This is a genomic window from Kribbella sp. WER1 (genome assembly GCF_054189145.1).
On the sequence record NZ_CM135186.1, the window covers coordinates 277570 to 300614 of the forward strand.

The following is a 23045-nucleotide window of genomic DNA, read 5'->3' on the forward strand; positions in this document are numbered from 1 at the left end:
TCAGCGGCATGACCTGGGACCCGCCCCGCGCGAAGGACCTCGCAGGCCCGTATCGGTACCTGCTGTGGCTCACCCGGGCGCAGGCCCGGCGCGCTTCCTGGGGCGCGATGCTCGGGACGTTGTGGATGGTCGGACTGACCGTGCCGCCCTGGGTGCTGTCGAAGGCCGTTGACGACGGACTCGCTGCTCGGGACACGGGCGCGCTGGTGAAGTGGGTGCTGTTGCTGCTGGGGGTCAGCGTGCTGAATGCGGTGCTGGGGATCGCTCGGCATCGGGCGATGACGAAGATCCGGATGGATGCGGCGTTCCGGTCGGTGCGGGCGACGGTTCGGCAGACGGCGCGGTTGGGGGCGTCGCTCGAGCGGCGGATGAGCGCGGGTGAGGTCGTGACGGTTGGGATCAGCGATGTGTACACCGTCGCGCAGACCTTGACGATTACCGGGCCTGGCGTTGGGGCGGTGGTCGCTTATGCGGTGGTTGCGGTGGTGTTGTTCACGATTTCGCCGTTGCTGGCGGCGGTGGTGTTGGCCGGCGTACCGCTGCTGGCTGTGGCGGTGGGGCCGTTCTTGCAGCGGATCGAGCGGACCGGTGGGACTTATCGGGTTCATCAGGGGCGGTTGACCACGAGGCTTGTTGATGTGCTTGCAGGCTTGCGGGTGCTGAACGGGCTTGGCGGGAAGGCGTTCGTTGCGGAGCGGTACGGGCGGGAGTCGCAAGGGCTGATCAGGCACGGGTATCGGGTGGCCGGGCCTACCAGTTGGGTGGGAGCGCTGTCGACAGGACTACCGGCGTTGTTCTTGGCCGCGGTGGTGTGGTTGTCGGCGCGGATGGCTGCGACGGGAGCTATCACGATCGGCGATGTGGTGGCGGTTTACGGGTATGTCGCGGTGCTCGTTGTTCCGGTGTCGGCGTTCATCGAGGGTGGTGCGGATCTTGCGCGGGCGCGGGTGGCCGGGCAGCGGATCGTCGAGCTGTTGAGGCTGCCGGTACCGCGGGAGGGCGAGGGGGCGGTCCCGCGCGGTTGTGGGCCGCTGGTGGATCCGGCGTCGGGGGTGGTTGTTCGTCCGGGGGTGCTGACCGCGCTGGTGACGGCGCGTCCCGCGGAGGCGATCGCGGTCGTCGAGCGACTCGGGGGGCTTGAAGGCGGCGCGGGTGTTACGTGGGCCGGGGTGGACGTTGCTCAGGTCGGGCGTGGGGAGTTTCGGCGGCGGTTGGTGGTGGTGGACAACGACGGGGAGGTGTTCGGCGGGACCGTGCGGGACGTTGTCGCGGGGCGGCTGGACGCGGAGGACGGGCGGATCCGGGAGGCGCTTCGGGTGGCCGTCGCCGAGGATGTCGTCGAGGCGTTGCCGGCTGGGCTGGCGGCGACGATCGCGCCGGGTGGTACCGACCTGTCGGGCGGGCAGCGGCAGCGGATCCGGCTTGCTCGGGCCGTGTACTCCGCGCCCGACGTGCTGCTGGCCGTCGAGCCCACGTCCGCGCTCGACGCCACCACCGAGGCCGCGGTCATCGACCGGATGCGAGCGGCCCGGCGCGACACGACGACCGTGATCACGACGACGTCGCCGCTGGTCCTGGATCGTGCCGACGAGGTGATCGTCCTGGTCGACGGCAAGCTGTCGGCCGCCGGCACCCACGCGGACCTCATACGCTGCGACCCGTACTGCCGGGACCTCGTAGCAAGGACCGCCGATGAATAGCCTTCCGGTGGCCGAGCCTCGTGAGGTTCGGGCTGCACTTGTGCGCGATCTGGGCGCGGATCGGCGCGCGATCGTCGGCGTGGTGGTGGTCAACGCGCTTGCGTCCGCGGCGGGACTGGTGGCGCCGTGGTTGCTGGGGCGGATCGTAGACACAATCCGGGCGGGCGGTCCGCACGTGCTGAGCGCAGTCGACCGGCTCGCGTTCGGGGCGTTGGTCTTCACCGTTGTGCAGACCGTGCTGGCGTGGTGCGCGTTGACGCTCGGCTACCGATTCGGTGAGCGTACGGCGGCCCGTGTCCGGGAACGCTTCCTCGCCCGAACCCTCGCGCTCCCGCCCCGCGCGGCCGACCACCTTCCGGCCGGCGACCTGATCGCCCGCGGCAGCACCGACGCCTCGCTGGTCGCGTCGACGCTGCGGTCGGCGGTGCCCGAAGTACTGGTCGCGCTCATGCACGCGCTGTTCCTGATCGTCGCGGTGCTCGTCCTGGATCCGCGACTCGGCCTGTGCGGGCTGGTCTGCCTCATCGGCGCCGGCGCGGCCGTCCGGTGGTACCTGCGGCGCGCCCGCCCGGCGTACCTCGCCGTCGCCTCCACCGGCGCCGACCTCGCGGACGCCGTCGTCAGTACGGCGAAGGGCGCCCGTACGGTCGAGCTGCTCGGCCTGGAGGACCGTCGCGCAAAGGTCACCGAGAACGCGGTCGCGCGCGCCCGGACCGCCCGGCTCGACGCGCTGCGACTGCGGACGGTGCTGTTCCCGTGGGCGGATGTGTCGCTGGCGCTGCCGGTCGTCGGCGTGCTGCTCGTCGGCGGCGCCCTGTACGCCGACGATCTGGTCAGCCTCGGCGTCGTCGTGACGGCGACGGTGTACCTGCGACAGCTCGTCGGCCCGCTCGACACCCTCATGCTCTGGATCGAACAGCTGCAAGGCGCCGGCGCGTCGTACGCGCGGGTCGAAGGACTCGCGGACGTCCCCGAACCCCAGCCGGCCGTACCGGCGCAGGACCTCGGCGACCGGATCCAGGTCCGCGACGCCCACTTCAGCTACACCGGCGCCCGCGACGTCCTCCGCGGCATCGACCTGCTCGTCCAGCCCGGCGAACGACTCGCGATCGTCGGTACGTCGGGCGCCGGGAAGTCCACGCTGGCCCGCCTGCTCGCCGGTCTCGACCGCCCGCGGGCCGGATCGGTGACCATCGGCGGTACGCCGGTCGCGGATCTCCCGCCCGAGCAGCTGCGCGAGCACGTCGTGCTGATCACGCAGGACCATCACGTCTTCCACGACACGGTCCGCGACAACCTGCTCCTCGCGAAACCGGACGCCACCGACGACGAGCTGTCCGCCGCGCTCGCCGCCGTCGGCTGGTCGGGCGACCTGGACGCCGAGGTCGGTACGGATCTCGCCGACGCCGAAGCCCAGCAGCTGTCGCTGGCGCGGGTCGTGCTCGCGGACCCGCACACGCTGATCCTCGACGAGGCGACCGCCCTGCTGGATCCGAAGACCGCGCGCCGCACCGAGCAGTCGCTGGCGGGCGTACTGCGGGGCCGGACGGTGATCGCGATCGCGCACCGGTTGCAGACGGCGCACGACGCCGACCGGATCGCGGTCATGGAGGCGGGTGAACTGGTCGAGCTCGGCACGCACGACGAGCTCGTCAGCGCGGGCGGTGTCTACGGGCAGCTCTGGCGGGCGTGGCACGGAGACCCTGCCGAGCGGTAGAAGGGACTGTGGACTTCTCAGGGTTGTCCGATCTGCTCGAGGAACACCGGCTGCCGGGGATGGCGGTCGGCGTCTGTACGGCGGACGAGGTGCTGTGGTCGGGTGGGTTCGGCGTGACGCGGGCCGGCGGTGATGTCCCGGTCGGGACCGAGACCATGTTCAGCGTCCAGTCGTGTTCGAAGATGTACACCGCGACGGCGGTCCTGCACGCCGTACGGGACGGGCTTGTCGAGGTGGACGAGCCGATTGTCCGGTACCTGCCGGAGTTCCGCGTGCGGAGTCCGTTCGAGGAGCATCCGGAACGGCGGATGACGCTGCGGCATTTGCTGAGCCATACCGCGGGGTTCACGCACGAGGCGCCGGTCGGGTCGAATTACCTGGTCGGGCGGGAGTCCTTCGAGGCGCATTGCCGGAGCATTTCCCAGACGTGGTTGCGGTTCCCGGTCGGACGCCATTTCCAGTACTCGAACCTCGGGATCGACCTGGCCGGATATGTACTGCAGCGACGGTCCGGGCTGCCTTTTCACGAGTACGTGCGCCGGGTGCTGCTCGAGCCGTTGGGGCTGGAGCGGACGTCGTTCGACGCGCGGGTGATCGCACGTGCGCCGGACCGGGCGATCGGGCATTCGACCGGGTACTCGCGGTTGCCGGTGCGGGTGCCGATGGTGGCCGCGGGCGGTCTGTACACGACGGTCTCCGACGCCTGCCGGTTCATGCAGTTCCATCTTATGCACGGCGAATCGCTGGCCGCGATGTATCCGCAGCACGGTTACGGGTTGGGAATTGCCCTCACCAAGGCCAACGGCATTCCGACGCTTGGGCACGGCGGTGGCGGTTTCGGATTTCTGTCGGACATGTCCTGGGGTGCGGGAGTCGGGGTCGTCGTCCTCACCAATTCCACGGCGCATTCGCTCCAGCGGAAAGTTGCCACCGACATCTTCCGCGAGGTCGTCGGCGAGGGCCCTCCCCCGTCGCGGCCCACGCGATCCGTGGCCCCGGATCCGTCGCTTGCCGGTCGGTACGACCAGGCGACGCTGGTTGTCGACGGCGAGGACGCGTTCCTGGTGGAGGGTGACGAGCCGAAGCCCGCGGTGTTCGTCGGCGCGCGCGAGTTCTGGGTCGACGGCGAGACGTTCCGCGTCCACGACGAGTACCTCGAGTCCGTCGAAGGCGGCGGCGTCCGGTACCGCAACGACGTACCCGAGCCGTCGCCGGCTCCGGTGGACGGTCCGTGGAACCGGGACTACGCCATCCACGTGTCCGGCGTTCGCGACGGTACGGCGCGGTTGCGGAAGGAGGACGGCGTCCACGTGTTCGACCACTGGGGCGGCGGCACGTACCGGTTGCGCGAGTACCGGCCCGGGCTGTACCTCTCGTCCAACGGGGAGATGCTCGACCTGACCTCGACGCCGCCGACGTACGCGAATGTCCGGCTGCACGATTTGTCGGATCCGGGTGCTTAGGTTCGTTGCTCAGGTGGGGTCCGGCGAAAGGGAGACGATGGTGTTTTCGGCGAAGCGGTTGTCGCGGCTGCGGACGGTGCTGGAGCGGCGGGTCGAGTCCGGCGCAGTGCCGGGCGTCCTCGCGGTGCTCGCGCGGCGCGGCGAGGTGCATGTCGAGGCCGTGGGCGGTCTCTCCTTCGACAGCGGCAGTCCCGCGATGGCGACCGACACGATCGTCCGGCTGGCGTCGATGTCGAAGCCGCTCGCCGCGGCCTGCGCGATGACGCTGGTCGAGGAGTGTGCGCTGCGGCTCGACGACCCGATCGACGACCTCGTCCCGGAGCTGGCGGAGATGCGGGTGCTGGCCGATCCGCTCGGGCCGCTGGAGGACACCGTCCCGGCGGCGCGGCCGATCACCGTACGGGACGTCCTCGCGTTCACGCTCGGCACCGGCATGGTCCCGGAGCCGGCGCCGATCTCCGACGCCCTGGACAACCTCGGCGCGCCGCCGCTGGACGAGTGGGTCGCGCTGCTCGGGAAGGTGCCGCTGGTCCATCAGCCCGGTGAGCGGTGGCTGTACGACACGGGCTCCGACGTGCTCGGCGTACTGATCCAGCGGGCCACCGGGAAGACCTTCGGTACGGCGCTGCGCGAGCGGGTCTTCGAGCCGCTCGGGATGAAGGACACCGGATTCAGCGTCGACCCCGCGAGCATCGACCGGTTCGCGACGGCGTACGACCACGAGGACGGTCCGTCCGGCGCGGTCGTCCAGGACGTGCCGGCGACCGGGCGCTGGAGCAGGCCGCCGGTGTTCGAGGGCGGCAGCGGCGGGCTGGTGTCGACGGCCGAGGACTACCTGACATTCGCGTCGGCCCTGCTTGCCGGTGGCACGCAGGTGCTGTCCCCGGCGGCGGTCGCGCTGATGACGAGTAGCCAGCTCACGCGGGAGCAGCGGGCCGTGTCCGGCTTCTATCCGGGGTACTTCGCGAGCACGAGCTGGGGGTTGGGGGTCGGGATCGTCACGGACCGGACACACCTCGGTCCGTCGGTCGGCAGCTACGGCTGGAACGGGTTCTACGGCACGTCCTGGTACAACGATCCCGCCGAGGAGCTGACCGCGATCCTGATCCAGCAGCGCGCGCACGCCGGTGATCCGCTGCACGCGTTCCAGCGGGATTTCTGGACCGGCGTGTACCAGTCGCTGACCTAAGGGACGGCAAAACCTGACCTGTCCTGCGGGGTCTGCTCGTGCTTCGGCCGTATCGTCCGAAGAGGTGCCGGTTCACACCGAGCCGGATTCACGAACGGGGAAACTGATCCATGCGCAGGTCTGTACTGACTATTGTCCCAATATTGCTCGTCGCCCTCTTGCTCGGCGGCTGTGGCGGCTCCACGAAGAACAACAGCTCCGCCGCGACCACACCGTCCGCCGGTGCGAGCCAGCCCTCCGCGGGGAGCACGCCCTCTGCGTCGACGGCCGCGTCCGCCGACACCTGCCCGGCGAGCAACACCAAGTCGTTCGCGAAGACGAAGTTCGTCGCGCACGTCGGGCTCGCCGCGGGCAGCTTCCACCGCTGGATCTGGAAGCCGTACAAGGCGGGCACGTTCGCCAAGGGCGCGCACGGCCGGCTCAAGGCGACCGTGAAGGCGGGTCTGACCGCGGCGTTCATCGCCCACGAGGTCAAGGTCGCCAGTGACGACGTGAACGCGAGCCCCGCGCTCTGCAAGGTGCTGAAGAAGCCGCTCGTCGCCCTGGGCAACCAGTTGGACGGTCTGAAGACCAAGATCACCGGCGGCGACCTGTCCAGCCTGGACGGGGTCAACACCGCGATCGCGGGCGTGACCTCGCTCAGCGACAAGAACGGCGCCCAGATCACCGAGACCTCCCAGAACTAGGGCCCCTCCCCCTCGACGGCCGGCCCGGCGGACACTCCGCCGGGCCGGCCGTCACTTTTGTTCGTCAGAATGTGTCGTACCGGGGTGGTGCGCTTCGTTGGGTGGGTGTACGCAGTCTTGTGAAGGGAGATGGTGATGCAGTACCTGATTTCGGTGGTCGATCATCGGACCGGTTCGGCGACCGAGGAGGAGATGGCCGCGATCGACGCGTTCAACGAGCAGCTGGTGGCGGACGGGCACTGGGTGTTCGCGGGCGGGCTGAGCGCGCCGAGCGACGCGACGGTGATCGACGCGCGCGGCGACGGGCAGCCGATCTTCACCGACGGCCCGTTCCTGGAGTCGAAGGAGTACCTGGCCGGGTTCTGGGTGTTCGAGGCGCCGGACCTGGACGTGGCGTTGAAGCTCGCGGCGGCCGCGTCGAAGGCGTGCAACCGGCGGCTCGAGGTGCGGCCGTTCCTGTGACTGGAGTCGAGGAGGCGATCACCCGGGCGCACCGCGAGGAGTGGGCGCGGGTGGTCGCCTCGCTCGCGAAGCGGTTCGGCGACCTGGACATCGCGGAGGAGTCGGCCGCGGAGGCGTTCGCGACCGCGGTCGAGCGCTGGCCGGTGGACGGCGTACCGCCGAACCCCGGCGCCTGGCTGACCACCACCGCGAACCGCAAGGCGATCGACCGGATCCGCCGGGAGACCAAGCGGGACGACAAACAGAAGGAGGCTCAGATGTCGTACGACGAACCGCCGGAGCCTCTCGGGGTGATCGACGACGAGCGGCTCCGGCTGATCTTCACGTGCTGCCACCCGGCGCTGGCGATGGAGACCCGGGTCGCGCTCACGCTGCGGATGGTCGGCGGGCTGACCGTGCCGGAGATCGCGCGCGCGTTCTTCGTCCAGGAGACCGCGATGGGTCAGCGGATCACCCGCGCGAAGGCGAAGATCAAGGCCGCCCGGATCCCCTACCGGGTGCCGTCCGCGGAGGACCTGCCGGGCCGGGTGTCCGGCGTACTCGCGGTGCTGTTCCTGGTCTTCAACGAGGGCTACCTGGCGACCGGTCCGGACAGCGACCCGGTGCGGGGCGAGCTGACCGCGGAGGCGATCCGGCTGGCCCGGCTGATCCGGGTACTGCTGCCGGCCGACGGTGAGGTCGCCGGTCTGCTCGCGTTGATGCTGCTCACCGAGGCGCGGCGTACCGCGCGGGTCTCGCAGACGGGCGAGCTGGTCGCGCTGGACGAACAGGACCGCGGCGCGTGGGACACGGCGATGATTGCCGAGGGCCACCGACTCGTGCGGGAGCGGATCGCACGCCGGATCTCCCCCGGGCGGTACCAGATCCTGGCGGCGATCAACGCGGTCCACACGTCCGCCCGGGACGTCCGCGACACCGACTGGTCGCAGGTGGTCACGCTGTACAACCAGCTCGCGCAGGTCGACCCGTCGCCGATCGTCACGCTGAACCGGGCGATCGCGGTCGCGGAACTCGACGGGCCCGAGGTCGCGCTCGCGATCGTCGACGGGCTCCACGAGCAGCTGTCCGGCTACCACCCGTACCACGCGACCCGCGCGGACCTCCTCCGCCGGCTCGGCCGCAGCAGCGAGTCGCGGGCGGCGTACGACGCGGCGATCGAGCTGTCCGGGAACACCGCCGAGATCGCGTACCTGACCCGGCGGCGCGATCAGCTGGCGTGAGGGGTTGCGCTGGAACGCCTTACCATGAGGTAATGCATTACCAAATGGTAAGGAGATGATGATGGCTGATGTAACCCGTGCGATCACGATCCCGCGTCCGCCGAGCGTGGTCTGGCGGCAGTTCGGGACCGAGGAGGCGCTGCGCCGCTGGCTCTCGCCGACGCTGACGATCGACCTCCAGGAGGGCGGCGCGTACCGGATGCTCGGCGCCGACGGCGACACCTGGATCAGCGGCGTCGTCCTCGAACTCGTTCCCGAGGGACGGCTCGTGCTGTCGTGGCTCGAGGAGAACGCCGGCTGGGTCCACCCCGGACGGCTGGTGGTCGAACTGCGCGCGGCCGGCGACGGTACGGAGGTGTCGCTGACGCACGACGGGTTCGCCGGGATCGGTACGGCGACGTGGCGCCGGACCCGGGACGCGTACGCGCGCGGCGCCGTGGAGCACCAGATCCTCGAGCAGCTGGCGGACGCGGTGAAGCAGAGTGCCTGACGAGTCCGCGGATCCGTTCCGGGCGATCGCCGATCCGACCCGGCGACGGATCCTCGAGCTGCTGATGGAGCGGCGCAGTCTCACCGTGGGCGAACTGGCCGCGGAGTTCCCGGAGCTGGTGACGTCCGGGATCTCGAAACACCTGATGACGTTGCGGGCCGCCGGGTTGGTGGTTGCGGTGAAGGCGGGACGGCATCAGCACTACCGCATCGACGACGGCGGCCTCGACGCGGCGTTCGGGGCGTGGATCGCCCGGTACGAGTCGTACTGGTCGGACGCGCTGACGAAGCTTCGCGACCTGTCCGTCGAGGATTAGCTGCGACCGTAACGCGCCAGGCAGTGCCAGACGTACTTGATCGCCTGGGGCGGGTGGTCGCGCGCCGCCTCGCCGAGCACGTACGGCGTCAACTCGCCGCCAAGCGAGCGGGCCAGCGCAACGATCTCCGGCCCGCGGTACGCCGGGTCGAACGAATCCGGCGTACCGCGGAAACCCGGGTGGTATTCGAGCGGGCACCCGAGCTCGCGAGCCGCCGCCTCGACCGGAGTACCGATGAACGACGGATCGAGAACCACAGCCTCGACATCATCCGCAAACGCGACCGGCCCGTGAACATGCGCCTCGACGTAATCATCCAACTCATCCGCCGATGCAGCGTCGGCCAACCCACACAAGCGCGGCAGAACACCCCGATCCCCGTAGTCACGCGGTTCCCGCGCAGAGTCCGGAAAGCAGAAGGTCGCCCGCTCGACGACCTCAGCCTTCAACCGCAGATACGACGACCCGAACCGGATCGCCCCGCCGTACACGTCCTCCCGCCGGTTCCACACCCCATACACCGGCCGAGCCACACCAGGCAGCTCGTCGTACCGCCCACCGAACAACCGACTCTCCCACCGCCACCGATCCCCGCCCAGGCCACCATTGGAAATCCCAGTGGCGAACTGCGACCGATACACCCCGTCCCCCACCATCGACTCGATCACCATCCGCGAACCATGCGGCCAGTTCGGATGGAACTGAATGGTCAGCATCAGGCCGGCCCCGTCGCGTTGCCGTCGGCGCCGACCGTGATGAAGCGGAGCGTCCGATCGTGCCGGCCGACGGCCAGCCAGTGCGTGAACGCGATCCGCGCCGTGACCGGCATCTGCAGCCCTGGATCCACGTCCAGATCGAACCATGCGAGGTCGCCTTCGGCGCATTCCGTCGGGACGCTCGCGGTCGCGTCGAGGTCGGCGGTGAAGTAGTACGTCGTTCGGATCTCGCCACCGGTGTCGCGCACGGCGACGTACCGGAGCTGGAGCCCGACCAGGTGGTCGGCGGTCACTCCGATCTCCTCGTGCAGTTCGCGGAGCGCGGCGGCAGTCGGGTCGGTCAGTTCGTCGGGTTCGAGGTGACCGCCGATGCCGACCCAGGAGTCGGCGATGGCGCGTGAACCGCGGCGGTACAGGAGCAGGACGCGGCCGTCGCGAACGAGGTACAGCGACGTGAGATGGCGTGCTGTGTGCACGATCAGACGTTGATGTTGAAGCCGAGGTCCAGGTCGGCGGCGGCTTGGCCGGCGCGGATGCCCCAGTTGGTGGTGGGGAGGTCTCGGACGAGGATCGTGATGTGGTCCGGTGGGATGCCGAAGGGCTTCAGGTTGGTGATCAGGGCGGTGTAGAGGGCGCGTTTGGCGGCGAGGGAGCGGCCGGCGAAGCAGTCGATGCTGATGAGGGTGAAGTACTCGGGCTGGGTGAGGCGGGGTGAGCAGGCGAAGCGGTGGGGCGCGTGGACGACCAGCCGTACGTCCTTGTCCTGCGGTGGGATGCGGAACGCGGTGACCAGCGCCTGGTGGACCGCGTCGATCAGGCCCATCTCGTCGGTCTCGGAGTACTCGCGGCGGACCTCGATCTGTGCACTCGGCATGGCCCCAGATCTCACCACGGATCAGCTCGGTCGGCGAGCGAAATATGCCGATGTCGAAGGCCCCGACTGCGCCGGCCACCGGTACGCCGTGCTTCCGGGCGGGCACGTCGAGCCGGATGAGTCGGCTGCCGCCGCGGCGCTCCGGGAGCTGAACGAGGAGACCACGCTCACCGGCAGCGTCGACCAGCTCCTCTGGACCGGCACCCACAACGGACGCCCGGCGTACTACTTCCGCATCAAGGACGTCACCGGCGAGCCGCAACTCTCCGGCGACGAAGCAGCCGAGCACTCCCCCATGAACCACTTCGAACTCCGCTGGGCCGACCGCGCCGACCTCAAGTCGTTCGGCATCTACCCACCAGACCTCCTGGGGCGCCTAGTCGAGCTGTGCGACTAGTGCGTCGAGCATGCGATAACCCTGCTGTTCGTACGCCGCGTCCCCGACCCGCCGCGCCCACACCGCCGTACTGACCGCCTCGCGGACGCGGTTGCGTTCCCACGCCGCAGGCTCGCGAGGATCCGACCCATACCCGTCGAGGAACGCCTGCTCCAGCTCAGGCCTGCCCTGGAACTGCTGGGCAGCCAACCGAGCCAGATCCGTGTACGCCGGCCGCAGCGCCGCCCGCCCGTAGTCGATCACCCGGACGACGCCGTCGTCGATCAACCAGTTCCGCGGCTGCCAGTCGCCGTGCGTCGGGACGAGCGTCGCCGGCGGCGTCGGCCAATTCCCGACCGTGTTCCGCAGCCGCTCGACCACATCGGGCGCGATCAGGTGCGGCTGGCTCAGATACGCCAGCAGCCGCGCATTCTCCCCCGACTCGTACCCGTCATCGACAACGGCGGACTGCTCGTGGAGTAAGTGCAGCAACTCACCGGCCTGACGATACGTCGCGGGCGCCCACTCGAACGCCGTCCCTTCGACCAGCTCGCCCGGAAGGTACCGGGTCAGCAGCAGTTTCGCGTCCTCGTCTGCCTGGACCAGCTCGGCCGCCCGACCCTGCGCGGTCCACGGTCGCAGCCAGTTGCGGTGGGCCCGCAGTTCCCGGGCAAGGTGCCGGTCGGCGTCGTCGGCGGCCTTCGCGATGTACCGCCGACCCTCGTGCTCGAGCTCGAGAACGTAGGTGCCGACAAGCCCCCAGCTGTGGTCGCGCGCGATCGTCGCTGACGGCAGCCAGAGGTTCAGCAGTTCCTGCTGCCGATCGGAGAGTCGCACGCACCAAGAATAGTGCAGAAAGCTGCGGGGAAGTCTGGACGAATATCCCCGGAGGATTTATCCTGGCCGAATGCAGAATTCACAGGGAAATGCCTCACTACCAATAAACCTATCATCGGAAATTGCGGAAAGCAAGTCCGGCGAATTCTGGCAGCTCGGGGCGGACCGGGTCCGCCGGATCGGCTTCGGCGCGAAGCGGCTCGCGGGCGCCGGCCTGCCCGACGGAGCGGACATCCAGGACCGGGCGATCGCGCTGCTGCGACGGGTGGTCGAGCTGGGCGTGAACCACCTCGACACGGCCGCGTTCTACCCCAGCCACGGAGTCGCCGGCGGCACCGAGTTCGAGAGCCTGGACTGGGCGAATGACGTGATCCGCCGGGCCCTCGGGCCGTACCCGCAGGACCTGGTGATCGCGACCAAGGTCGGCCCGACGAAGGACGGGCTGGCCCGTCCGGACGAGCTCCGCGGGCTCGTCGAGGCGGACCTCCGCGCACTCGGCGTCGACACCCTCGATCTGGTCTACCTGCGGCAGATGCGGCTGGACTCGATCGCCGAGCATTTCGGCGTACTCGCGGAACTCCAGGCGAAAGGCCTGATCCGCCAGCTCGGAATCTCGAATGTCCGGGTGTCGCATTTGCACGAGGCCCGCGAGATCGCGCCGGTGGTCGCGGTACAGAATCGGTACAGCGTCGGCTTCGGCCGGGTGAACGACGAAATCCTCGAGCTCTGCGGCCAGCTGGGAATCGCGTTCGTCCCGTTCTTCGCGGTCACGGCCGAATCGCGCGAGGCCGGCGGCGTCCCGGTGTCGGATCCGGTCCGGGACATCGCCGCGCGGCACGGCGCGACCGAGGCGCAGGTCCGCTTGGCGTGGACGCTGAGCCGCGGCCCGCACGTCCTGGCGATCCCCGGTACGTCAAGCGAGCGGCACCTCGAGGAGAACCTGCGGGCCGGCGAGCTGGTGCTGTCCGTCGACGAGCTGACCGCGCTGGATGCGGTGATCGACTGAGGTGACAGGTGCTCGGGGACGCCCTCCCCGAGCACCTACCATCGTCGGATGCTCACCACGGTGCTGTTCGACCTCGACGGAACGCTCGTCGACCACGAGTCGGCGGCCGCGGCGGCGGTCGTGGTCTGGGCGGCCGAGTACGGCGTGGCCGGGCCGGAGCTCGCCTCGACCTGGGCGGCGATCTCGGACAAGCACTACCGCCGGCACCTGCGGCGCGAGCTGACGTTCCCGGAGCAGCGGCGGTTGCGCGTCCGGGAGTTCCTCGGCGTGCAGGCGACCGACGCCGAGGCGGACGAGATCTTCGAGAACTACGTCCGCCGGTACGAGGCCGGCTGGGCCGTGTACGACGACGCCGTACCGGCGCTGCGGGCCGTCCGCGGGGCCGGACTCGGCGCGGTCGTCCTGACGAACGGCAATACGGCGCACCAGACGTACAAGCTCGAACGGATGGGGTTGACCGCGGAGGTCGACGAGCTGATCACCGGCGACGACCTGCCCGCGACCAAGCCGGATCCCCGGGCGTTCGCCTACGCGCTGGACCGTGTCGGCGCGGTCGCCGACCAGGTCCTGATGGTCGGCGACTCGCTCGAGAACGACATCCGCGGCGCGCAGGCAGCCGGGATCCACGCGGTACTGATCGATCGGAAGAACGCGCACGCACAGGCCGACGTACCGCGCATCCGGGCGTTGACCGAGGTGCTGGGCTTCAGCCTGCGAGACGGCGACGTCGAGCGCGTTGCCGGCACGTAGCGCCGCAGTAGCGGGCCGGCCGGCCGGTCGACCGGAGCGGGAGGCCGGCGCCGCACTGCTCACAACGGTCGTCACGAAAGGGTTGTTCCGTGACAGCCGGGCGCAGGCTGTCGAGGACGAGGCGAACCAGGCTCTGGCCGGCTGACCGGTCGTGGCGGCCGCGCAGGATCGCGGCACATCCGACGGTGAGCGCGACGACGTCGTCGGGGTCCAGGTCGCGGCGGACGCCGCCGGATCTCTGCGCGGCGTGCAGCAGCGCGGTCAGGGCCTGACGGAAGCGTTGCACGGACGCGGTGAGCATCGGGTGTGGCCAACTGGAGTCGCCTGCGACGACGTCGCAGATGTGGCCGCCTTTGTCTGTCTTCTCCACGACTTCTTGGAGAAATGCGAAGAGTGCCTGGGTCGGTGGAAGTTGTGCCATCAGCCGTTCGCCGGCGGCGACCAGCCTGTCGAGGTGCTGGACGAACACCGCTTCCAGGAGGGCCTGCTTCGTCGGGAAGTGGCGGTAGACGGTACCGGTGCCGACTCCGGCGCGGCGGGCGATCTCCCCCAGCGGGACGTCCAGGCCGTCCGCCGCGAACGCCTCGCCGGCGGCGGTCAGCACCTTGGCCCGGTTGCGTCGTGCATCGGCCCGATCGCCACCGTTGATCAGTGCAGTCATGTCACGAAACCCCTTGTACGCCCAGGCTCAACCGGGTTGAAGTATTCCAGATGCCAACGAGAGGAAGCCATGAGAAGTTCAACCGTCGTGGTCACCGGAGCGACAGGGAATCAAGGTGGAGCCACCGCTCGCCGTCTACTGGCGGGTGGATGGAAGGTACGGGCGCTGGTGCGGGACAAGTCCGCGCCTGCCGCTGAAGCGCTGGCGGCAGCAGGTGCCGAGTTGGCGATCGCGGACTTCGACGAGCCGTCCACGCTGGCGCCTGCGTTGGAGGGGGCCGGCGGGTTGTTCGCCGTACCGCCGGTCGCTTTCGGGCCGGACGGGAGCAATCCGGAGCTGGAGTTTGCCCGGGGGCGTGCGGTGGCTGATGCCGCGGCGGCTGTGGGCGTGCGGCAGGTGGTGTTCACCGGTGTTGCGTCGACTTCCGGGGATGCGTTTGCGGCGCCGGGGAAACGGCGAACGGAGGAGTACTTGCGGGAACACATCCCGGTGGTCACCGTGCTGCGGCCGGTGCGGTTCATGACGAACTATCTGGCGCGCCCCGGGCTAGGTCTCGAGGGGTTCGTCGACGGGGTGCACCGGCATCTGTTCCCGCCGGACGAGCCGGTCCAGATCATCGCGCTGGAGGACATCGCGGAGTTCGCGGCACTGGCGTTCGAGCAGCCGGAGCGGTACGCCGGACGGACGCTGGAGCTGGCCGGTGACGAGCTCACGCCCGTCGAGGCCGTCGCAGCGATCGCCGAGGCGGCCGGAGTTGCCCTGCGCTACGAGCAGCTCACCCATGACGACGCTGCGGCGCTCAACGTGGAGATCGCCGAAACCCGTCGCCGCTGGATCGACGGCCAACGCTGGCACGCCGACATCGAGGCGCTCCGGGTGATCCACCCCGGCCTCCGCACGTTGGCTGACTGGCTCGCCGAGTCCGGCACCACCGCCCTCCTCGCCGGCCCCCTCCGCACTACCTGAGGCCCGGCGCCTCCCGGGTCAGAAGCTGACCTCGTCGGTCTTCTTGACCGCTGCCGCGCGGCCCGGGGCGCGGTGTTCTCCCCAGTACAGGTTCGTGTGCGCGATGACCTTGTCGGGCGTCGGCGCGCCCCACTCGGACAGGTCCTCGGTCGTGTGCGCGTCGCCGACCAGCGTGACGTCGTAGCCGCGGACCATCGCGCCGTGGATCGTCGAGCGGATGCACTCGTCCGTCTGGGCGCCGCTGACCACGAGATGTCCGATGCCCGCGGCGGCGAGGACCTGCTCCAGGTCGGTCGCTTCGAAGGAGTCCGGGTACGTCTTGTGGACCAGTGCCTCCGAGTCGTCGCGGGACAGCTCGGGCACCAGTTGCCACTCGTCGCTGTCCTTTACGAGGTTGTCGCTGGAGTGCTGGACCCACACGACCGGAACTCCCCCGGCGCGGGCCTTGCCGACCAACGTGGAGATGTTCGCGACGACCTGGTCGCGCTCGTGCGCTTCGGCGACGACACCGGTCTGGACGTCGACCACCAACAAGGCCGTGTTCGGCCGCTCGGGCAGCGTGGACATGCGCTGCTCCTTCCTCTCGGGTTGTACGACGGAACGCTAGCGACCCCCGCCGACAGTTCTCGTCACGTCCGCAACCGCAGCCGGACCGTCGGGACGTCGCCGTCGTCCAGATCCTCCGCCCGCCGGACCGCGGCCTTCACCGGGAGGACGTACTGCCCGTCCTTCGGGAACATCGAGGTCGCCCACACGCTCCCGCCGATCTCCGCGGTCACCGGGATCATCCCCCACCCGTAGGACACCTGCCCGGCCTCGGCCTCGAAGTACCCGCACTCCTCCTCGGGCACCGTCACGAAATACCACGGCGCCGGACCGCGCCAATACCAGATCTCACCTTCGAACTCGATCTCGTTCACTTCTCTCCCAGAGTGCTGGCGGCGAGGAGGCGCTGGGCCAAGGAGCGCGAGGCGGCTTGCAGCTCGGGGCTGGCGAGGATGCGGTACGGCGCCTGGATCGCGGTCAGCTGGGCCGCGTACCAGGTCGGCTCGTCGGTGCTGGCGAGCAGCCGGGTGTGGGTGTCGTCGATCGGTTCGAGCCGCCCCATGCTGCGCGCGATCCAGCAGGTGGTGTCCGCACGCGGCGCGTCGATCTCGACCTCGATCGGGTACTTCCAGCCCATCGCCAGATGCTCCTCGACCATCGCCAGCGGATCCAGGTCGGCCGGCGGGTCGAACGACGTCGGCTGCGCTTCCACACGGGTGATCTTGTCGACGCGCAGCACCCGCTGGGCGTCCTTCGTATGCGACCAGCACAGCAGATACCAGCGGCCCCGGCGTACCACGACCGCCCACGGGTCGACGTCCATCGGGAACTCGCTCTGATGACGCCGGTAGTGGATGGTGATCCGCCGGTGCTCGGCGCTCTGCGCGACCAGCGACGCGGTGATCTCCGGATCGGGCGTCCGTACGCCGGGATCGGGCCCGCGGGCGCTGACCCGCCGGACCGCGTCGGTCGACCGGGCGACCGCCTCGGGCAGTACCCGGATGATCTTGCCGAGCGCGGTCTCGACCGGGTCCGCCGTACCGCGGGGGCCTTCGAGGACGGCCATCACCAGGCCGAGCGCCTCGGTGGTGGTGAACATCAGCGGCGGCAGCCGGAGCCCGCGGCCGACCCGGTACCCGCCGTACGGGCCGCGCAGGGACTCGATCGGGATGTCGGCCTCGCGCAGGATCGGGCTCACGTCGTACGCCATCGTCCACCACATTCCGGAAGAAGACCGTCCGGATCCGAGACTAACCCAGTCTGGCAGGATCGACGCGTGCGGGCGGATCGGTTGGTGGCGGTGCTGTTGCTGATGCAGGCACGCGGCAGGGTGACCGCGGCGGAGGTCGCGACCGAGCTGGAGATCTCGGTGGCCACCGCGCGCCGCGATCTCGAGGCGTTGTCCACCGCCGGCATCCCGGTCTATCCACAGCCCGGCCGGAACGGCGGCTGGCAACTCGTCGGCGGTGCCCGGACCGATCTGAGCGGCCTGTCCGCGACCGAGGCGCAGGCGTTGTTCCTGCTCGTCGGTCCGGCCGCGTCGATCGCCCCGGACGCGAAGGCCGCGCTCCGCAAGCTGGTCCGCGCGCTGCCCGGCACCTTCCGGGAACACGCGCAGGCCGCTGCCGAGGCGGTCGTCATCGACCCGGCCCGCTGGGGCGAGCACGTCAAGGAGCGTCCCGAGCAGGTCCGCCGCCTGCAGGACGCCGTCGTACGCCGGGAACGGGTCCGATTGGTCTACTCCGGCCGTGGCCGCGAACCGTCGGAACGCACCGTCGACCCGCTCGGACTCGTCGACAAGGACGACGTCTGGTACCTGATCGCAGACACCGACGACGGCCGGCGGACGTTCCGCGTCGACCGGATCGCCGGCGCCGAGCCGACCGGTGACTCCTTCGAGCGACCAGCCGGCTTCGAACTGTCATCGGCGTGGGCCGAGATCGTCGAGCGGATGGAGGAACGCCGATCGGGGCTGACGGCAACAGTGCTGATGGACGAGCGGTTCGTGTGGGTGATGCAGGACCGGCTCGGCCGGCACTGCGAGGTCGACGGAACGGTCGGCGACCGGGTGCGGGTCCGGGTCACCGCGCCGACGCCGTTGATGATCGCGCAGCACCTGGCCGGCTGGGGTGGGTCGATCGAGGTCGTGGATCCGCCGTCGGTGCAGGCGGAGCTGGCCCGTCTTGGCCGGGAATTGACGAACCGGTATGCCTCGGTGGACCACCTGGGTGAGTAAGGTGCCATGGTTCAGCGTGACCCGATCAAGCCTCAGGAACCATTCGTGACCACATCCCCTCCCCAGCCGCCGCAGGGCCCGTACGCAGGTCAGCCGGACGGCTACGGTCCGCCACCGCAGCAGTTCCCGCAGTACGGCCAGCCCGGCCCGCAGGACCGCCCGCAGGACCAGCAGCAAGGCCAGCAGTACGGCGGCGCCCCGCAATACCAGGGTCAGCCCGGGCCGTACCAGCAGCAGTACGCCGGCCAGCAGGCCCCGCAGTACGGCCAGTACCAGCAAGGCCAGCAGCAAGCCCAGTCGTTCCCGCAGTACAACGGGCCGCAAGAGCAGATGATCTGCCGGTTCTGCGGCGGGTACCCGGCGGTGCAGGCGACCGTCCGCGGCCACCAGGGCCTCATCATCCTGATGCGTTTCCTCAAGCTGCAGGGCCCGTTCTGCCGGACGTGCGGCATGGCCTCCGTGCGCGACATGACCTCGAAGAGCCTGTGGCAGGGCTGGTGGGGCATCGGTTCGTCGATCATCAACCCGATCACGATGCTGATGAACATCGGCCCGATGCAGAAGTTCAAGAGCCTGCCGGAGCCGACGCCCGGTCCGGGCCGGCCGATGAACCCGGGCAAGCCGCTGTTCCAGCGCCCGGCGATCCTCGGTCTGCTGCTGCCGATCGCCGTGATCGCGCTGATCGTGTTCGCGAACCTGAACTCGGTCGAGAACAAGGCCCAGGTCGGCGCCTGCGTGGTGAACAAGGGCACGTCGAGCGTCCCGGACGTGAAGGTCGTCGACTGCAGCTCGTCCGACGCCGAGTACCGGGTGATCGACAAGCTCAACTCCACCGACGAGAGCCAGTGCGGTGACAACGCCGACGCGACGTACGTCGACGAGAAGGCGAACTACACGCTCTGCCTGGCGAAGGTGAAGTGAGTGAGGCGGGGTCCCCGTCGCCGGGACCCCGCTCCTCAGCTGTAGTACCCGTCGACGGCGGCCTTCGCCTCGTCGTACAGCGCAGGCCCTTCGAGCGGTACGCCGGTGAAGTTGCCCGTCGTCTTGAGACCGTTCAACTGCTCGCCCGACAGCGCGAACACGACCTTGCCGAGCCCGGATCGCGCCAGCGCGCCCGAGCACATCTCGCACGGCTGGCAGCTCGTGTACATGGTCGTCCCGGCCGCCACCTCGGGCGTCAGGTGCTGCGCCGCCCACACCGCCAGCTTCAGCTCCGGGTGGTAGCTGATGTTGCCCTCGCTGATCGTCGTGTTGTGGTCCTCCGCCAGTACGTCGCCGTCCGGGCCGACCAGCAGCGAGCCGAACGGCGGGTCGCCGCCCTCCCGCGACGCCGTGGCCAGCGCGATCGCGCGGCGCAGGAATTCCTCTGCTTCAGGTGTCACGTCGTTCTCCAGTTCTCGCGATAGTTCTCCGCAATCGTTGCCAACGCCTGCCACGCCGTCTCCGGACGCTCGGTCTCCGCGGGATCGCCGACGAACGGGTCGAGGACGACGCTCCCGGCGCCGAGCTCCCGCAGTACGGCGAGGTCGTGCAGCACCTGGTCGACCGATCCCTCGCCCGCGATCCGATCACCGTCCGGCAGCGGGTCCCCGGTCAGCCGGAGCAGGATCCGCGGCGCGAACCCGGGCACCGGCCGGTCCAGCTGTTCCGCGAGCGCCTGCATCCGGGTGAGACCGGCCCGGAGCTCGGGAACAGTCTGCCGCAGCGGGTGCCACGCGTCGGCGTACCGCACGGTCCGCCGGAGCGCCGGCGGACTGCTGCCGCCGACCCACAGCGGGACCATCCCCTGCAGTTCCGCGAGCACCTCGTCCGTCAGCCGGCCGCGCGCGGCATGGTCCGCGCCGAGCGCCTCGAACTCCTGCCGCGCCCACCCGGCCCCGACGCCGAGCACCAGCCGGCCGCCGCTGAGCGCGTCCAGGTTCGCCGTCATCCTTGCCGTCAGCAACGGATGCCGGTACGGCGCGATCAGCACCGTGGTGCCGAGCCGGATCCGGTCGGTGATCCCGGCCAGCCAGCTGAGCGTGGTGAACGGCTCGTAGAACGGCTCCGGGTACTGCTCGGCGACGTCCGGCGTGATCACGACGTGGTCGGAGACCATCAGCAGGTCGTATCCGAGCCCTTCGACGATCCTGGCCCAGTCGCGCAGCCGGGCCGGGTTCGTCCCCGGCCCGAAGTTCGGCACGTTCACCCCGAGTTCCATGCCGTTCAGGCTATCCAGGCGGACGCCCGCACTTGAAGAGATTCCTCCCGGCGTACGACCGTCGGCGCCGTGGAATCACCGGTAGATTGGCCGGATGACCGAGACTCTCGATGCGACCGACTGGGCGATCCTCGGCGAGCTGCAGGCCGACGCGCGGCTGTCCCTCACCGAGCTCGGCCGCCGGGTGAGCCTGAGCGCGTCCGCGACCACCGAGCGGGTCCGGCGGCTGGAGTCGATCGGCGTGATCACCGGCTACCGTGCCGAGGTCGACCTGACGAAGGTCGGCTACCCGGTGCTGGCCGTCGTCCGGCTGAAGTACCCCGGGAACAAGCACGAGCCGCTGCGCCGGCTGCTCGCCGAGCGCGGCGAGATCCTCGAGTGCCTGCGGACCACCGGCGACGACTGCTACACGCTGAAGGTGGCCGCCGCCTCGATGCCGCACCTCGAACAGCTGGTCAACGAGCTGACCGACTTCGGCAGTACGACGACCAACCTCGTCTACTCGCAGACGCAGCGGTACCGCGGCCCGCAAAAGCCGGTGACCGAACAGCCCTGAGGATGAGAGCGTGGCCCGATGCTGACCGTCCTCGGTATCCCCGTCTCCGCCGACCTGCTCGACCACTGGGTTCACTGGCTCGCGCCGGACGAGCAGCCGTTCTTCCTCACGCCCAAGCAGGCCAGGACCTGGAAGCTCACCACCGACGACCGTGAGCCGAGCCGCGAGGACCGCGACACGTACTGGATCTACGCGATCGACCCGAAGGCTGCGCGGACGGCCTGGCTGAGCGAGGCGGCGTACGACGAGCTGCCGCAGGCGACACGTGCCGCGCTGGTGCGGGCGCAGGTGAACCACGGGCGGGGCTCCGTGCCGACGGTGCGTCGGTGGGCGGGTGTTGCCGGATCAGAGCTCAGGCAGCAGGCGGACGGGCATCGGTTCGTGTGGTGGAAGTCGTTGCTGGGCGATCCGAAGGCGGTGCTGCCGGAGATCGTCAGCGAGGGCATGGGGCCGAGCCGCCATGCCGAGGTGCGCAGGTGGCCGCGCCAGTTGCCGCGGGTGCGGGAGCTGGCCGGCACGTTCGCGGACGGGAGTGGGCCGAACTGTTTCGGGACGGTGATGGCGGCGTCCGGGGTCGAGGGGGCCGAGCACGTGTGGATGGTGCGTGAGCCGTTCGAGGAGTGGCTCGCGGCGCACACCGAGCGCGGCGGGAAGGACGACGTACCGGGCACGGTGTTCGTGTGGCGGAACGCGGCGGGGCTCGTCGAGCATGCCGGGCTGACGATCGGGGACGGCTGGATGTTGCACAAGCCGTCGCAGGCGTGGAAGTCGCCGCGCAAGATCCGGACCGTGGCGGAGGTGAAGCGCGCCACGCGGACCGCCGGCTGGCGGCTCGAACGCCATAGGGTTGTCATGTGAGGCTGCTTGTCACCGGCGCCGCAGGACTCCTGGGGCGCGAACTCGTGCGCGTCGCGGCCCACGAGGTCGTCCCGGCGTACCACTCGCAGGTCGTGCCGGGCGGAGTACAGCTCGACGTACGGCGTCCCGATCAGGTCCGCGCGGTGATCCGGGAGGTCGCGCCGGACGGGATCATCCACACCGCGTACAAGCAGAACGAGTGGGCGACGACCGCGACCGGCGCCGCCAACGTGGCGCTCGCGGCCGAAGGCGTCCGGCTGGTGTTCGTGTCGACCGACGCCGTGTTCGGCTCCCGCGCCACGCCGTACGACGAGTCCGAGCCACCCTGCCCGACCACGCCGTACGGCGCCGCGAAGGCAGCCGCCGAGACCGCCGTCCGCGCGCTGCGCCCGGACGCGGTCATCGCCCGGACGTCGCTGATCGTCGGATCGGACGGCACCTCGGAAGAAGAACGCCGGGTACGACGCCTCGCGGCCGGCGAACCCGGCACGTTCTACACCGCCAACGTCCGCTGCCCGATCCACGTCACCGACCTGGCGTCGGCCCTGCTCGAACTACTGGTCCTCGACGTCCGAGGAATCACCCACGTCGCCGGCCCCGAACCACTCAGCCGCCACGAACTCGGCCGCCTGATCGCCCGCCGGGACAACCTCGACCCCGACGCGCTCCCGTCCGAACCAGGCGCCCCGTCGGACATCCGCCTCGACAGCAGCAGGACCCAAGACCTCCTGCAGACCCGGCTCCGAGCGCCGTCGGAGTTCCTCAGTCGTTGACCGTGGTGGTCACCGGAGTGCCGAGCTCAACCGTACGGCTGACCGTGCACAGCCGGTCGTGGGACATCTTCACCGCGCGCGGGAGCGCCTCGCGGGCCTTGTCGCCGTCCTCGCCGTCGGGGAAGTGGACGGTGAACTCGATCGCCAGGTTCTGCATCCGGTTGCCCTCGTCGGCGTCCCGGATCTTGTCGCCCTTGACCACCGCGCTGAACTCGGTCGGCTCGGCGCGCCGGCTGACCACGATGTCGACGTCGATCGCCGAGCAGGTGCCGATCGCGGCCAGCAGCAGCTCGACCGGGGTGAAGTCGGTGTCCGCGCCGCCGGAGCCGACCCGGATGCTGCCGCCGCGGGCGTTCTTCACCTCGTAGCTGCTGTTCGCCAGCCGTTCGAAGCTGACCTGGCGGAGTGTGTCTGCCATCGTCCCGTCACATTCTGTTGCTTGTGGCA

At 69.9% G+C, this 23045-nt stretch carries 29 protein-coding genes; 18 read left to right on the forward strand and 11 right to left on the reverse strand.

Annotation, left to right across the window (positions count from 1 at the left end; all coding sequences use genetic code 11):
* The first annotated feature begins 8 nt into the window (after positions 1 to 8).
* From ACXJJ3_RS01355 to ACXJJ3_RS01395, 9 genes are all read left to right on the forward strand, one after another.
* Complete coding sequence (locus ACXJJ3_RS01355; RefSeq protein WP_458167971.1) at positions 9 to 1700, forward strand: ABC transporter transmembrane domain-containing protein; 1692 nt, start codon at positions 9 to 11, stop codon at positions 1698 to 1700.
* On the forward strand, positions 1693 to 3417 hold the full coding sequence (locus ACXJJ3_RS01360) for an ABC transporter ATP-binding protein (RefSeq protein WP_458167973.1): 1725 nt from the start codon (positions 1693 to 1695) through the stop codon (positions 3415 to 3417). Before ACXJJ3_RS01355 ends, ACXJJ3_RS01360 begins: the two co-directional genes overlap by 8 nt.
* Positions 3418 to 3425: 8 nt before the next feature.
* Complete coding sequence (locus ACXJJ3_RS01365) at positions 3426 to 4880, forward strand: serine hydrolase domain-containing protein (RefSeq protein WP_458167974.1); 1455 nt, start codon at positions 3426 to 3428, stop codon at positions 4878 to 4880.
* Positions 4881 to 4917: 37 nt separating this feature from the next.
* Positions 4918 to 6069 (forward strand): serine hydrolase domain-containing protein, encoded by a 1152-nt coding sequence (locus tag ACXJJ3_RS01370; RefSeq protein ID WP_458167976.1) that lies wholly within the window; start codon positions 4918 to 4920, stop codon positions 6067 to 6069.
* Between the two features lie 143 nt (positions 6070 to 6212).
* Entirely contained in the window at positions 6213 to 6755 is a 543-nt protein-coding gene (locus ACXJJ3_RS01375) for a hypothetical protein (protein WP_458167977.1), read from the forward strand.
* Positions 6756 to 6890: 135 nt separating this feature from the next.
* On the forward strand, positions 6891 to 7217 hold the full coding sequence (locus ACXJJ3_RS01380) for a YciI family protein (RefSeq protein ID WP_458167978.1): 327 nt from the start codon (positions 6891 to 6893) through the stop codon (positions 7215 to 7217).
* The gene (locus ACXJJ3_RS01385) at positions 7214 to 8437 is read left to right on the forward strand and encodes an RNA polymerase sigma factor (protein ID WP_458167979.1); all 1224 of its coding nucleotides are present in this window, start codon (positions 7214 to 7216) and stop codon (positions 8435 to 8437) included. Before ACXJJ3_RS01380 ends, ACXJJ3_RS01385 begins: the two co-directional genes overlap by 4 nt.
* Before the next feature lie 61 nt (positions 8438 to 8498).
* Complete coding sequence (locus ACXJJ3_RS01390; protein WP_458167980.1) at positions 8499 to 8927, forward strand: SRPBCC family protein; 429 nt, start codon at positions 8499 to 8501, stop codon at positions 8925 to 8927.
* A complete protein-coding gene (locus ACXJJ3_RS01395) occupies positions 8920 to 9243 on the forward strand; it encodes an ArsR/SmtB family transcription factor (RefSeq protein ID WP_458167981.1) in 324 nt (107 codons plus the stop codon). The genes ACXJJ3_RS01390 and ACXJJ3_RS01395 overlap by 8 nt, the downstream gene beginning before the upstream one ends.
* On the opposite strand, the gene ACXJJ3_RS01400 is transcribed toward ACXJJ3_RS01395, so the two are convergent.
* From ACXJJ3_RS01400 to ACXJJ3_RS01410, 3 genes are read right to left on the reverse strand one after another with little or no spacing between them, the layout of a single operon-like run.
* Positions 9240 to 9959: a DUF3626 domain-containing protein gene (locus tag ACXJJ3_RS01400; protein WP_458167982.1), complete on the reverse strand. Its 720-nt coding sequence runs from the start codon at positions 9957 to 9959 to the stop codon at positions 9240 to 9242. The two genes, ACXJJ3_RS01395 and ACXJJ3_RS01400, sit on opposite strands and share 4 nt — an antisense overlap.
* Positions 9959 to 10435, reverse strand: coding sequence for an NUDIX domain-containing protein (locus tag ACXJJ3_RS01405; protein WP_458167984.1), 477 nt, complete (start codon positions 10433 to 10435; stop codon positions 9959 to 9961). Before ACXJJ3_RS01405 ends, ACXJJ3_RS01400 begins: the two co-directional genes overlap by 1 nt.
* Positions 10436 to 10437: 2 nt before the next feature.
* Positions 10438 to 10833, reverse strand: coding sequence for a tautomerase family protein (locus tag ACXJJ3_RS01410; RefSeq protein WP_458167985.1), 396 nt, complete (start codon positions 10831 to 10833; stop codon positions 10438 to 10440).
* On the opposite strand from ACXJJ3_RS01410, the gene ACXJJ3_RS01415 reads away from it, so the two are divergent.
* Entirely contained in the window at positions 10832 to 11230 is a 399-nt protein-coding gene (locus ACXJJ3_RS01415) for an NUDIX hydrolase (protein WP_458167986.1), read from the forward strand. The genes ACXJJ3_RS01410 and ACXJJ3_RS01415 overlap by 2 nt on opposite strands.
* Here ACXJJ3_RS01415 and ACXJJ3_RS01420 read toward each other — a convergent pair.
* On the reverse strand, positions 11210 to 12046 hold the full coding sequence (locus ACXJJ3_RS01420) for a phosphotransferase (protein WP_458167987.1): 837 nt from the start codon (positions 12044 to 12046) through the stop codon (positions 11210 to 11212). The genes ACXJJ3_RS01415 and ACXJJ3_RS01420 overlap by 21 nt on opposite strands.
* A gap of 70 nt (positions 12047 to 12116) precedes the next feature.
* On the opposite strand from ACXJJ3_RS01420, the gene ACXJJ3_RS01425 reads away from it, so the two are divergent.
* Both ACXJJ3_RS01425 and ACXJJ3_RS01430 read left to right on the forward strand, forming a co-directional pair.
* Positions 12117 to 13052, forward strand: coding sequence for an aldo/keto reductase (locus tag ACXJJ3_RS01425; protein ID WP_458167988.1), 936 nt, complete (start codon positions 12117 to 12119; stop codon positions 13050 to 13052).
* Between the two features lie 48 nt (positions 13053 to 13100).
* Entirely contained in the window at positions 13101 to 13802 is a 702-nt protein-coding gene (locus ACXJJ3_RS01430) for an HAD family hydrolase (protein ID WP_458167989.1), read from the forward strand.
* Here the strand turns inward: ACXJJ3_RS01430 and ACXJJ3_RS01435 are convergent.
* The gene (locus tag ACXJJ3_RS01435; RefSeq protein WP_458167990.1) at positions 13759 to 14463 is read right to left on the reverse strand and encodes a TetR/AcrR family transcriptional regulator; all 705 of its coding nucleotides are present in this window, start codon (positions 14461 to 14463) and stop codon (positions 13759 to 13761) included. The two genes, ACXJJ3_RS01430 and ACXJJ3_RS01435, sit on opposite strands and share 44 nt — an antisense overlap.
* 69 nt (positions 14464 to 14532) lie before the next feature.
* Here ACXJJ3_RS01435 and ACXJJ3_RS01440 point away from each other — a divergent pair, with 69 nt between their 5' ends.
* Complete coding sequence (locus ACXJJ3_RS01440) at positions 14533 to 15429, forward strand: NmrA family NAD(P)-binding protein (RefSeq protein WP_458167991.1); 897 nt, start codon at positions 14533 to 14535, stop codon at positions 15427 to 15429.
* 18 nt (positions 15430 to 15447) lie between these two features.
* On the opposite strand, the gene ACXJJ3_RS01445 is transcribed toward ACXJJ3_RS01440, so the two are convergent.
* From ACXJJ3_RS01445 to ACXJJ3_RS01455, 3 genes are all read right to left on the reverse strand, one after another.
* Positions 15448 to 15996, reverse strand: a complete 549-nt coding sequence (locus ACXJJ3_RS01445) for an isochorismatase family protein (RefSeq protein WP_458167992.1) — start codon at positions 15994 to 15996, stop codon at positions 15448 to 15450.
* Positions 15997 to 16058: 62 nt separating this feature from the next.
* Entirely contained in the window at positions 16059 to 16349 is a 291-nt protein-coding gene (locus tag ACXJJ3_RS01450) for a DUF1905 domain-containing protein (protein ID WP_458167993.1), read from the reverse strand.
* On the reverse strand, positions 16346 to 17185 hold the full coding sequence (locus ACXJJ3_RS01455) for a helix-turn-helix transcriptional regulator (protein WP_458167994.1): 840 nt from the start codon (positions 17183 to 17185) through the stop codon (positions 16346 to 16348). The genes ACXJJ3_RS01450 and ACXJJ3_RS01455 overlap by 4 nt, the downstream gene beginning before the upstream one ends.
* Before the next feature lie 66 nt (positions 17186 to 17251).
* Here ACXJJ3_RS01455 and ACXJJ3_RS01460 point away from each other — a divergent pair, with 66 nt between their 5' ends.
* Positions 17252 to 18211, forward strand: coding sequence for a helix-turn-helix transcriptional regulator (locus tag ACXJJ3_RS01460; RefSeq protein ID WP_458167996.1), 960 nt, complete (start codon positions 17252 to 17254; stop codon positions 18209 to 18211).
* A gap of 45 nt (positions 18212 to 18256) precedes the next feature.
* A complete protein-coding gene (locus ACXJJ3_RS01465; protein ID WP_458167997.1) occupies positions 18257 to 19132 on the forward strand; it encodes an LppU/SCO3897 family protein in 876 nt (291 codons plus the stop codon).
* A gap of 35 nt (positions 19133 to 19167) precedes the next feature.
* Here ACXJJ3_RS01465 and ACXJJ3_RS01470 read toward each other — a convergent pair whose 3' ends face one another.
* The gene (locus ACXJJ3_RS01470) at positions 19168 to 19593 is read right to left on the reverse strand and encodes a nucleoside deaminase (RefSeq protein WP_458167998.1); all 426 of its coding nucleotides are present in this window, start codon (positions 19591 to 19593) and stop codon (positions 19168 to 19170) included.
* Positions 19590 to 20411: an LLM class flavin-dependent oxidoreductase gene (locus tag ACXJJ3_RS01475; protein ID WP_458167999.1), complete on the reverse strand. Its 822-nt coding sequence runs from the start codon at positions 20409 to 20411 to the stop codon at positions 19590 to 19592. Before ACXJJ3_RS01475 ends, ACXJJ3_RS01470 begins: the two co-directional genes overlap by 4 nt.
* Before the next feature lie 94 nt (positions 20412 to 20505).
* Between ACXJJ3_RS01475 and ACXJJ3_RS01480 the strand changes: the two genes are divergently transcribed.
* From ACXJJ3_RS01480 to ACXJJ3_RS01490, 3 genes are read left to right on the forward strand one after another with little or no spacing between them, the layout of a single operon-like run.
* Positions 20506 to 20967 (forward strand): Lrp/AsnC family transcriptional regulator, encoded by a 462-nt coding sequence (locus tag ACXJJ3_RS01480; protein ID WP_458168000.1) that lies wholly within the window; start codon positions 20506 to 20508, stop codon positions 20965 to 20967.
* Positions 20968 to 20985: 18 nt separating this feature from the next.
* Entirely contained in the window at positions 20986 to 21825 is an 840-nt protein-coding gene (locus ACXJJ3_RS01485; RefSeq protein ID WP_458168001.1) for a hypothetical protein, read from the forward strand.
* Positions 21822 to 22598: an SDR family oxidoreductase gene (locus ACXJJ3_RS01490; protein ID WP_458168002.1), complete on the forward strand. Its 777-nt coding sequence runs from the start codon at positions 21822 to 21824 to the stop codon at positions 22596 to 22598. The genes ACXJJ3_RS01485 and ACXJJ3_RS01490 overlap by 4 nt, the downstream gene beginning before the upstream one ends.
* On the opposite strand, the gene ACXJJ3_RS01495 is transcribed toward ACXJJ3_RS01490, so the two are convergent.
* Positions 22588 to 23016: an OsmC family protein gene (locus tag ACXJJ3_RS01495; protein WP_458168003.1), complete on the reverse strand. Its 429-nt coding sequence runs from the start codon at positions 23014 to 23016 to the stop codon at positions 22588 to 22590. The genes ACXJJ3_RS01490 and ACXJJ3_RS01495 overlap by 11 nt on opposite strands.
* Positions 23017 to 23045: the final 29 nt, after the last annotated feature.